Here is a 10,394-nt window from a genome sequence, read left to right as displayed (position 1 = left end):
CGGCCTGGTGACCCGTGTGGTGGCCGAGCAGGTCGTGCCGGAGTGGACGTTGCGGCGGGCGTGTGGCAGCGGTGACCTGGTGCGGGTGCTGCCCGGAGTGTTCGTGGCGGCGTACCTGCTGAATGCTCGGCCGGAACATCGCAACGGCCCCGCGATTATCGGCCGACTCGAGCCCGCCGTGGGCCTTCGTGCGACCCACCTGTGGGCCGACGGGCGGGGCGTGCTCAGCCACCTCAGCGCGCTCGCGGTATGGGGGATGCGCCGGCCGCGGGCCGGTGACGTGGTGCACCTGAGCGCCCCGGCCGGCGCGAGCATCCGCAGCAGGCCCGGGGTGGCCGTGCACCGGCGTCAGGGCCTCCTCCTCGAGCCGCCGCACGTGGTGGTCCGGCGGGGCCTCACCGTGACCCGACTCGAACCGACCCTCGTCGACTCCTGGCCGATGCTGCCGTCCGGCGAGCGGCGAGCGCCGGTGATCCGGGCGGTCAACGACCGGCTCACCACGCCCGCGCGGCTGGTGGACGCCCTGGGGACCGTGCCCAAGCTGCCTGATCGGGCAGCGCTCCGCACGCTGCTGGCGCGGCTCGGCGAGGGCTGCCGCAGCCCGCTGGAGATCTGGGGACACGAGCACGTCTTCACCGGCCCGGGAATGCCGACGTTCCGTCGCCAGGCGCGGGTACGCGTCGGGCGCCGCACCATGTACCTGGACCTGTTCGCCGAGCGGGAGCGCGTCGACATCGAACTCGACGGCGCCACCGCGCACGGCGACCCGCGGCAGCGGGAGATCGACCTGCGCCGGGACGCGCTGCTGGCGACCGTGGGCATCCTGGTGGTTCGCTTCGCCCACCGTCGCCTGGTTCACGAGACCGACGAGGTACGCCGGGAAACCCTGGCCATCCTCGCCCGCCGGGCCGCCGCGACCGGCTGAACCCGCGGCGTACGTGCGGCTCAAGCCCTGTCGATGCCACCGGCTGGGTCGGAAAGTCCGCCGGAGGCACGCCCGTCCGCCAACTCGCGCCACTTCTCCCAGTTCGACCTTGAGGATCGTTCGAGACGCGAACTTCTCGTCATGGCGACCTTGCGGGCGTGTCGCGGGTGGGTGTCACGCGAACTGCTCGGGGCCGGAGCGCTTGCGGCACGGCGGACACCGGCGAGCTGGACGAATACCTCGCGCCGGTCGACCGCCTGGCCGCGCCGGTCGAGGACGTAGCCGGTCAGCCAAACCCACCCGGTGTACGTCGGCCGGGGGCAGACCGCGACGACCCGGAAGGTCAGGGCGCGGTCGCCGGCGAACTGCACCGAGGCGCGGCCGTCGATCCGTAGCAGGTCGCCGGGCTCGGGGCGCACCCCTACCAGTGGCCCTGGTTCGGTGGGCGGCACTCCCGGGCGTGCATGGTCTGCCAGTCGCGCAGCGCCCGCCGGAGCCGGCCGTTCTCCTCGCCGAGCAGGCGTATCCACCGGTGGAGATCGCTCAACTCGTCGGCGACCAGGGCCTGGAACTCACGCACCTGATCGGGGTCGACGCCGCGTCTGCGGGGGTCGAACACGCGGATCCGCGCCTCGTGCGCGGTCAACCGGGTGGGGAGGCCGGTCCCGTAGGGCTGGCCGGATCGAGACACCTGAGCCACGAGGGTCCTTTCGGAGGCAGGAGGAGCGCGGAGGTTGATGCGGTTGATCTGGAAGGGCGGGCCGTCCGCCTGCCGACCGCGGGCGGCCCGCCCGCTCCGCCGCCGCAGCCTGTGTTCAGCGGTACTCCGGCGGAGCAGTCCGGTGGGTCGGGACGGGCACGCAAACCCGTCCCGACCAGGGGGAACCTCTGCTCCTTGTTGCCACGCAAGGGGAGAGGCGGCTCCAACTTAGCTGTCCCAGTCGCCTGAGTCAAACGAAGAGTTGTTGCAGGGTGTCATTGCGTGATCGAATTGGCGTGCCACGCAGGGGGAGTCATGCCGATCACCGCCGACTACATCCGCATCGCCGACGAGATCGTCGCCGACATCAGAGCCAAGAAGCTCAAGCCGGGGGACAAGCTGCCCTCGATCGCGCAGCTCGCCGCGATGCACAAGGTCAGCCCGTCGACCGTCAAGCAGACGTACGTGCGGCTTGAGGCCCTGCGAGTGATCCGGCGTCACCAGGGCAAAGGCATCTTTGTGAACGATCCGAAGCTCTGGATGCGCGAGCCCTGACGGTCTGGCGGCCGGCTGGTTGCCCCGCATTCGTATCCCTCGCATCCACATAGCGCAATGTGTGGATGTTCGGCCGGTGTCCACGGTCCCGTTGAGCTGGTCGGATGGCGGGACGGACATCGCCGTTCGACAAAGGAGGGACCGTGCGCACACCATCGCGTGCGACGACGGGGGCCACCGCGCTGCTACTCGCGGCCGGGCTGGTCCTGACCGCAGGAGCTGGCGGCCAGGCGGCACCCCGGAACGAGCTTCCGACCCAGGCGCAGCCCGGCCACCTGCCGGGCGACAGCCACGACAGCAAGAGCAAGGACAACCGGAAGGGACGCACCGCGCCGACCGACCGTCAGCAGGACCGGGCCGCGGCGCTCGGTGCCCGGGTCCGCTGGACCGACTTCGGTACGCCCGCCGTGCTCACCTCGACGGGCCGGCCGCTCGCCACCGGCCTGCCGGCCGACCCGGCCGCCACCGCGCGGGCGTACGTGGCCGCGAACCGGGACGTGCTGGGGCTGACCGCCGAGGGCGCGGCCGCGCTGGAGCAGCTGACCGTCGCGCCGATGGGGGAGGGCGCCACCGTGCTGTTCCGGCAGCGCTTCGGTGACCTGCCGGCCGCGGTCGACGGCATGCTGGCCGTCGGCGTCCGCGACGGGGCGGTCTGGCACGTCAGCTCGTCCCTCGGGCGGGACGGCGGGGCGCCCGCTCCGGCCACGGTCAGCGCCGACCAGGCCCGGCAGGCCGCGGCGACCGACGCCGGGCTGACCGGTCCCACGTTCCTGCGTACCTCGCTGGTCGCGGTGCCGACCGCGGACCGGGGGCCGCGGGCGGCGTACGAGGTGGTTCTCGGCGCGGACGTCACCGGCGCGGACCCGGCGGCCTTCGCCACCTACGTGGACGCCCGCGACGGCAGCGTGCTGGTCCGCGAGGACCTCGTCGACCACGACGTGGACAACCCGTCGTGGGAGGTGTTCCCGAACTCGCCGTCGGTCGACAAGTCCTCCACCGACACCCGGGTGCGCTGGTGCGCCGGACCGGCGGCGGGCTGCGCCGAGGTGGTCGGCGTGCCCGGGCACCCCGCGTGGGACGTGGACCCGGCCACCGGCGCGTCCACCACCACGACGAACGGCAACAACGCGATCGCCGTGCAGAACTGGTTCAGCAACGACCCGTTCAGCGTGGGCACCGAAACGGCCACGCCGCGCCCCGACCGTAACTACGCGTACCCCTGGACCAACCAGTGGTACGAGCAGAAGTGCAGCCCGGAGACCTTCACCTCGCCGCGGGCCAACGACATCGACGCGGCGCGGGCGAACCTGTTCGCCATGCACAACCGGATGCACGACTGGTCCTACCACCTGGGCTTCACCGAGGCGACCTGGAACATGCAGCGGGACAACCTCGGCCGCGGCGGGCTGGGCAACGACCCGGAGCAGGGCAACGCGCAGGCCGGTGGCGTCACCGGCGGCCCGCCGGCGTTCGCGGCCCGCAACAACGCCAACCAGATCACCCCGCCGGACGGGATCGCCCCGACCACCAACATGTACCTGTGGCAGCCGAGCGCCGGCTCGTTCTACGCGCCCTGCGTCGACGGCGACTTCGACATGTCGGTCATCGCCCACGAGTACGGCCACGCCGTCACCGGCCGGATGATCGCCGGACCGAACGCCGGGGTCAGCTCCCCGCAGGGGATGAGCGAGAGCTGGTCGGACCAGCTCGCCATGGAGTACCTGTACGAGCACGGGTACGCGGCGCCGGGCCGGAAGGGCTTCACCATCGGCGAGTACACCACCGGCGACCCGAACGCGGGCATCCGCAACTACAACATGAGCGAGAGCCCGCTCAACTACAGCGCGATCGACTACGACTTCGTCGGCCTCCAGGTGCACGCCTCCGGCGAGGTCTGGAGCGCCACGAACGCCGACATCCGGGCGGCCATGATGGCCCGGTACGGCGCGGGCGACGCGGCCCTGCAGAAGTCCTGCGCCGACGGGGCGACGCCGGTGACCGCCTGCCCGGGCAACCGGCGGTGGATCCAGCTGGTCTTCGACTCGTTCCTGCTGATGGCGGTCAGCCAGGTCAGCATGGTCGACGCCCGGGACGCGATGCTCGCCGCCGACCGGATCCGTTTCGGCGGGGCCAACCAGGACCTGCTCTGGAACACCTTCGCCGCCCGGGGCCTCGGTGAGACCGCGGCCAGCACCGGCAACGCCGACGTCAACCCGAGGCCGGGCTTCACCTCCCCGTACGCGGACGAGGCGACGCTGACCTTCCGGCCGGTCGACGACGACGCGGCGGTGTCCGGGGCGCAGCTGTTCGTGGGCCGCTACCAGGCCCGGGCCGTGCCGGTGGCGGACTCCGACGCGGCCACCCCGCTCACGGACCAGGTGCGCCTGGTCCCCGGCACGTACGAGTTCGTCGTTCGCGCCCCGGGTCGCGGGCACGTCCGGGTCGGCCCGGTGACCGTGAAGGCCGGCCAGGTCCGCGACCTGCCGGTCCAGGTCCGCGCCAACCTCGCCTCGACGGTCGCCGGCGCCACGGTCGGCGGGGACGGGATCAACCTGGCCCGGATCGCCGACGACGACGAGGCCACCAACTGGGCCTCGCTCGGCACGCCGGTGGCCGGCCGGCAGGTGACCGTCGACCTGGCCGGGGGTACGCAGCAGGTGCGCCGGGTCCAGGTCAGCGCCATGCTGCGCCCGCCGGTCACCGGCGACCCGGACGCGGGCACGCAGAGCCGGTTCTCCGCGCTGCGCCAGTTCCGGGTCCTCGCCTGCACGGCGGCGGACGGGGTGACCTGCGCCGACGCGGCGGACTTCCGGGTGGTCTACACCAGCCCGGCGGACGCCTTCCCGTCGGTGGCCCCCCGGCCCCGGGCACCGGAGCTGATCATGCGGTCGTTCGACATCCCGCGGACGCAGGCGACCCACCTGCGGGTCGAGGTGGTCACCAACCAGTGCACCGGCGCGCCGGACTACGCCGGTGAGCAGGACGCCGACCCGCGGGCGGGGACCGACTGCGCCACCGCCAGCCCGCAGGCGCAGAACGTGCGTATCGCCGAGTTCCAGGCGTTCGCGCAGTAGGTGAGGCGGGTGCGGGTGGGCGGTCCGCCGCCCACCCGCGCCACTCATCCGCCGTTCACCGGGCATTCCGCGCGCGGACGCCGCCCGGGTCTGTACGTCGGGAAGGATCACCGCCAGACTGGGCGCGATCGGACAACGACACCGATCGATGTTGTCGCCCAGTTCAGGGAGGATCCCCTTGACCACGCTCGCGACCCCGCTCCGCTCCACCGGTGCCCGCGTACGCCGCGCGCTCGGTGCGTGCGCCCTGCTCACCGCCATGGTCGCCGCCGCGCTCGTCGGCCCGCCGGCGGTCTCCACCCGACTCGCCGAGCCGGCACAGGCCGCCGTCCACAGCTCCTGCACGATGACCCGCTGCGCGGACGCCCGCACCGCGCGCTCGGGCTGGTCCGCCCGGAGCTTCCCGACCAGCCGCGGCTGGTACTCCTGGAGCGGCGGCCTGTGCAACTTCGCCGGCGGCCGGTTCTACAACTACGAGGGGCAGCTTCCCACCAACGCCACCTACTACGAGTACGACGTCTACCCGCGCGCCTGCGGCGCCGCCCGGGACGCGTACCGGATCGTGGTCAACAAGAGCACCGGGGCGACCTGGTTCTCGCCCGACCACTACGCCAACTTCTACCGGCTCTGAGCGGGTCGGGGCGGGTCGGGCCGGCGGGCCCGGCCCGCCCCGACCGGGAAGGATGGACCCATGGGCGCAGCGTCCCCGCAGCCGCCGGCCTGGCTCGTGTTCGACGCCGGGCCGGAGCCCGAGCCGGCCGGGGTGGCGGTGGCCGGGCCGGCCGCCCGGACCCGGGCCGGCCTGCACGAGGCGCTGGCCGCGGCCCTGCCCCTGCCCGAGTGGTTCGGGCACAACTGGGACGCCCTCGCCGACGTGCTCGCCGACCGCCTCGACGCCGGCCCGCTGACCCTCGTCGTGCGGGACGCGGCCGACCTGCTCGCCGAGGAGCCGCCGGCCCAGCTCGGCACCCTGCTCGACGTGCTCGGCGGGGTCGCCGCCGGCGGCCACCCGTCGCTGCGCGTGGTGCTGCGCGACCGGCCCGACCGGCTGCCCGCGCTCCGGGCCCGGATCGCCGCCGCCCTGGGCGGCCGGGTCGGCGCCCCGCCCGCCGACGCCGACTGACGCGCCCCGCCAGGGGAGGACGCTTGCCGCCACCTCGCCGATCTGGCGGCGTCCACCGCCTCGGCATTCCGCCACCTCGCCGAGCCGACGACCGCGGCCGCGAGGCCGGTCAGTTCGGCTGGTCGAGGATGGCGCTGAACCGCTCCTCGGCCAGGTCGAGCTGAGCGAAGATGTGCCGCTTCACCGGTGCGGACAGCGGTGTGTCCGGCCGGGCGATGAGGTCGCGGAAGACCGGCACCAGCGGCCGGTACTTCGCGGCGGACCGGGCCACCTTCGGCCCGACCGTGTGGATCACGCCCACCCCGTTGTCGGTGAAGTCCGACACCTTGATCACCCGGGCCCAGGGCTCCCGGTCCAGGCTCGCCGCCACGTGCTCCCGGTACTGGACGTGCCGGTCGCGCCCCGGGTCGTACGCCGGGTTGGTGACCGCGCCGACCAGCCGGGCGACCCGCGGGCCGAAGCGGGCGGCCAGCGCGGCCAGCGCCGCCGGCGTGGGATCGACCCCCGCCGCGTCCGGGCCGGCCAGCTCCGCCGGGTGGTCCTCCACCGCGTCGTGCAGCAGGCCCGCGACGATCACGTCCACGTCCCGCACCTGGTAGTGGTGCATCATCCGGATCGCCACCCGGAGCAGGTGGTTGAGGTACGGCTCACGCACGCGCCGGTCGTCGCGGTGCAGCTCGGCGGCGAGGTCGAGGGCGGCGGTGAGCCGCGCGCGGGCGGGCTCGTCGAACGCCTCGATCTCCAGCCGGAAGCGTGCCAGCAGGCCCGGTTCGCCGTGGATCTCGGTGATCGCGTGCATCGGCATGGTCGCCAGGTACGCCGGGAACTCCATGCGTCCCTTATAGCTGATCTTCGCCAGGGAGGGACCGCCCCGGTCGGCCTCCCGACCGCACCGGGTCAGCTCCCGGTGAGCCGCTTGACCAGGCGGACGGTGGTGCCCTCCGGCGTGCCGACGACGCTCGCCTCGTCCATCACCCGGGCCATGATCAGCCGCCCCCGGCCCCGCTCGGTGCCGTTCCGGCCGGCGTCCTCGCGCCAGCCGCCGCGGTCGCGTACCTCGATCACCAGCCGGTCGCCGGACAGCTCGGCGCGGAGCGTGGTGATCCCCTCGGCCGCGAAGCGGTAGCCGTGTTCGATGGCGTTGGCGCACGCCTCGCCGGTGGCGATCAGCGCCGTCTCGACGTCCCACTCGGCCACCCCGTGGGCGTGGAGCCAGCGCCGCAGCCGCTCCCGGGTGGGGGCGAGCTGCCCGGGGTCGGCGGGCAGGTCGACGGTGAAGACCGGGGCCGTGCCGGCCGGATCGTCGCCCGGCACCAGCCCGGCGGCTGTCCCACCCTCCACGTCCGGTCCCCCGTCCCGCGCGCCTGCCGGGCCTGGGCGCTCGTCGTCACCGTCCCGTCCTGTCCGTCATTGTCCCCGCTCGGGGCCGGTGCTATTCCTCGACCCGGCGGTTGGTTCGGACCGGATGTCCGGTCCGGCCGGGCAGGCCCGCGCCGCCGGGTCGCGGGTCACAATCGGCGGGTGGACCGGGTGCTGGACCTGCTGGTGGCGCTGCCGCCCGTCCTCGTGCTGGCCCTGGTGTTCGTGCTGCCGGCGCTGGAGGCGTCGACCTTCCTCGGGTTGCTCGTGCCGGGCGAGATCGCGGTGCTGGTCGGCGGGGTGCTCGCCCACGAAGGGCGGCTGCCGCTCTGGGCGGTGGTGGTCGCGGCGGTCGCCGGCGCGGCCCTCGGCGACCAGGCCGGCTACCTGGTGGGCCGCCGGTACGGGCGGCGGCTGCTGGGCCGGGTGCCCGGCCGGTTCGTCCGGTCCGGGGAGCTGTCGCGGGCGCTGGAGCTAATCCGTCGCCGGGGTGCGGTGGCGGTGGTGCTCGGCCGGTGGGCGGCGGCGCTGCGCGCGCTGGTCCCCGGCCTGGCCGGGATGAGCGGCGTGCCGCGCCGCGCGTTCACCGTGGCGAACCTGGCCGGAGGCGCGCTCTGGGCGGTGGCCGTGACGGTGCTCGGCTACCTGGCGGGGGCGTCGTTCCGGCTGCTCGAGCGGCGGCTCGGCTGGGGCGGTGAGGCCCTGCTCGCGGTGGTGGTGCTGGTCGTGGTCGTGCGGCTGGTCCGGGCCCGGCGGCGCGCCCGCCGCGAACGGGCGCACGCCGCCGGACCCCGCTGACCGCGCCGGTGGTCCGAGCCGGCGGGGAGCGTGGTCGTGGGTCACATGGGGAAGACGGTCCAGAGCCAGTCGCGGAGCCCTGCCGTCCGGTGCCGGCGCTGGTGGTTCGCCGGGCCGTTGCACAGTCCGGCGCGGTGCTGGTCCCGCTGCCGGTGCGGCGCGCTCATCGCGCCGAGGTGGTCACGCCCTCTCTTTTGATCATGGCTTCGATGGTCGCAGGACCGCCCGGGAGCGGCAACGGGATTACCGGCCCGACGAGGCGGGAACGGTCAGCCGCTGATCTTCCCGGTGCCGGCCCCGGCGGTCACCGTGGCCTTCACCGTGCTGGCGGCGTCGAGGGTGTACGCGTACGGGATCGCGGCCACGCTGCCGGCGGTCTGCGGCGCACCCGAGCTGACGTAGAGGTTGTTCCGCTCGACCAGGTTGCCGGGCGGCGAGGAGCCCTCGCCGACGTGCGTCGGGTCGGTCATGTTCTCGAAGGAGTTCCCCTCGACCAGCACCCCGGCGCCGCAGGTGGTGGCGATGCCGTAGCTGTACGACGGGGTGGCGGTGTTCACGTAGTAGTTGTTGAACACGTGCACCGGGTTGCCGAAGCGCACCCGCGGGTTGCGCTGGAAGCAGTTGCTGAACACGTTGTGGTGGTAGGTCACCTTCAGCCTGCCGGCGTCCTCACCGGAGTTGCCGTCGCTGTGCCCGACCAGCGAGCACTTCACGTGGTCGTGCAACCGGTTCCAGGAGACGGTGACGAAGTTCGACCCGTGGGTCACGTCGAGCAGCCCGTCGTAGTAGTCGGTGCCGCTCGTGGTGTCGCTGGACAGGTCGTTGTGGTCGATCCAGACGTTTGTCGAGTTGTCCAGGTGGATGGCGTCGCCGTTGCCGACACCGGCGCGTACCTTGGCGATCTTGAGGTTGCGGACGACGATGTTGCGGGCGTCCCGCAGGTTGAGGCCGCAGCCGGTCAGGCCGGAGCCGGCGCCGACCCCGATGACCGTCTTGTTCGAGCCGACCCGGATCTCGGTCGAGCAGGTGAGGTTCCCGTTCACCCGGACGGTGGCCGCCACGTCGCCCTCGACCGCGTCGGCCAGCGCCGCCGCGTCGCTCACGGTCACCGTGCCGCCGCCGGCGCCGCCGGTGGTGCCGCCGTTCTGGGTGGCCCAGCCCACCAGCCCTGTGGTGGGCGGCGGCGTGGTGGGCGAGGTGGTCGGCGACACCGTGGGGGAGGAGGAGGTCGGCGGCGTGGTCGGGGTGCCGCCGGCGCCGTCCACGGCGACGTCGTCGAAGACCGCGCTGGCGTACGCGGTGACCAGCACGATCCGGCCGGCCGCGTACGCGGTGTCGGTGCCGGCGGCGATCTGGGCGCCGTTGACGAAGCCCCGGATGGTGCTGCCGCTGGCCTCGATCCGCAGGGTGTACCAGGTGCCGGTGGCGACGGTCAGCGCGGCGGACCCGAGCACGGTGATCTGGCTGCCGTTGACCATCTGCAGCTCGGCCCGGTTGGCGTTGGTCAGCGCCAGCCGGTACATCTTCGTCGAGCTGGTGGAGCGGGACGCCAGGCCGACCAGCCGGTTGGCGCCGTTGAACGACAGCGGCTTGACCCGGGCCTGCACCTGGTAGTCGGTCCAGCCCGTCTGGCCGGCGAAGGCGCGGGCCAGCTCGCTGGCGTTGTTGCCCTGCCGGTAGGCCGGTGAGCCGTCGGTGACCACCGACCAGTCGCCGCCGGACTTGGACCAGCCGTCGGCGGTGCCGTCGTCGAAGGTGTCGCCGAACAGGGTGGCCGCCGCGGCGTTGCCGGTCATGCCGACCGCGAGCAGCAGGGCGGTGAGGCCGGCGCCGGCCGCGGTCAGCGCCCATCGGCGGGGG

General features: G+C 73.8%; 12 protein-coding genes. 6 read left to right on the top strand and 6 right to left on the bottom strand.

Going from position 1 to position 10,394, the window contains the following annotated elements:
* The coding region (locus ACW0Q9_RS25390; protein WP_456185435.1) for a DUF559 domain-containing protein at positions 1–925 on the top strand (925 nt) is incomplete at its 5' end.
* Positions 926–945: 20 nt separating this feature from the next.
* On the opposite strand, the gene ACW0Q9_RS25385 is transcribed toward ACW0Q9_RS25390, so the two are convergent.
* Positions 946–1,344, bottom strand: a complete 399-nt coding sequence (locus tag ACW0Q9_RS25385) for a hypothetical protein (RefSeq protein ID WP_456185433.1) — start codon at positions 1,342–1,344, stop codon at positions 946–948.
* A gap of 2 nt (positions 1,345–1,346) precedes the next feature.
* A complete protein-coding gene (locus tag ACW0Q9_RS25380; RefSeq protein ID WP_456185431.1) occupies positions 1,347–1,625 on the bottom strand; it encodes a DivIVA domain-containing protein in 279 nt (92 codons plus the stop codon).
* 315 nt (positions 1,626–1,940) lie between these two features.
* On the opposite strand from ACW0Q9_RS25380, the gene ACW0Q9_RS25375 reads away from it, so the two are divergent.
* The 4 genes from ACW0Q9_RS25375 (at position 1,941) to ACW0Q9_RS25360 (ending at position 6,377) form a co-directional block, all read left to right on the top strand.
* Entirely contained in the window at positions 1,941–2,180 is a 240-nt protein-coding gene (locus ACW0Q9_RS25375) for a winged helix-turn-helix domain-containing protein (RefSeq protein WP_456185439.1), read from the top strand.
* A gap of 143 nt (positions 2,181–2,323) precedes the next feature.
* Positions 2,324–5,254, top strand: a complete 2,931-nt coding sequence (locus ACW0Q9_RS25370) for a M36 family metallopeptidase (protein WP_456185429.1) — start codon at positions 2,324–2,326, stop codon at positions 5,252–5,254.
* Between the two features lie 259 nt (positions 5,255–5,513).
* Positions 5,514–5,885 carry a ribonuclease domain-containing protein gene (locus ACW0Q9_RS25365; RefSeq protein WP_456185437.1) on the top strand — a complete coding sequence of 124 codons (372 nt, stop codon included), beginning with the start codon at positions 5,514–5,516 and terminating at the stop codon, positions 5,883–5,885.
* A 60-nt stretch (positions 5,886–5,945) separates the two neighbouring features.
* Positions 5,946–6,377: a barstar family protein gene (locus tag ACW0Q9_RS25360; protein WP_456185427.1), complete on the top strand. Its 432-nt coding sequence runs from the start codon at positions 5,946–5,948 to the stop codon at positions 6,375–6,377.
* 109 nt (positions 6,378–6,486) lie between these two features.
* On the opposite strand, the gene ACW0Q9_RS25355 is transcribed toward ACW0Q9_RS25360, so the two are convergent.
* Together ACW0Q9_RS25355 and ACW0Q9_RS25350 are read right to left on the bottom strand one after the other, a co-directional pair.
* The gene (locus ACW0Q9_RS25355; protein WP_456185425.1) at positions 6,487–7,209 is read right to left on the bottom strand and encodes an HD domain-containing protein; all 723 of its coding nucleotides are present in this window, start codon (positions 7,207–7,209) and stop codon (positions 6,487–6,489) included.
* A gap of 65 nt (positions 7,210–7,274) precedes the next feature.
* Positions 7,275–7,718 carry an ATP-binding protein gene (locus ACW0Q9_RS25350; RefSeq protein ID WP_456185423.1) on the bottom strand — a complete coding sequence of 148 codons (444 nt, stop codon included), beginning with the start codon at positions 7,716–7,718 and terminating at the stop codon, positions 7,275–7,277.
* A 180-nt stretch (positions 7,719–7,898) separates the two neighbouring features.
* Here ACW0Q9_RS25350 and ACW0Q9_RS25345 point away from each other — a divergent pair, with 180 nt between their 5' ends.
* On the top strand, positions 7,899–8,534 hold the full coding sequence (locus ACW0Q9_RS25345; RefSeq protein ID WP_456185421.1) for a DedA family protein: 636 nt from the start codon (positions 7,899–7,901) through the stop codon (positions 8,532–8,534).
* Positions 8,535–8,575: 41 nt separating this feature from the next.
* Here ACW0Q9_RS25345 and ACW0Q9_RS25340 read toward each other — a convergent pair whose 3' ends face one another.
* Positions 8,576–8,701, bottom strand: coding sequence for a hypothetical protein (locus ACW0Q9_RS25340; protein WP_456185419.1), 126 nt, complete (start codon positions 8,699–8,701; stop codon positions 8,576–8,578).
* A 102-nt stretch (positions 8,702–8,803) separates the two neighbouring features.
* Positions 8,804–10,394 (bottom strand): pectate lyase family protein (locus ACW0Q9_RS25335; RefSeq protein WP_456185417.1); only part of this gene is annotated, 1,591 nt, incomplete at its 5' end.

It is taken from the genome of Micromonospora sp. I033 (genome assembly GCF_053890995.1).
Note: the sequence above shows the minus strand (reverse complement) of the source record. Positions and strands in the feature narration are given on the sequence as shown.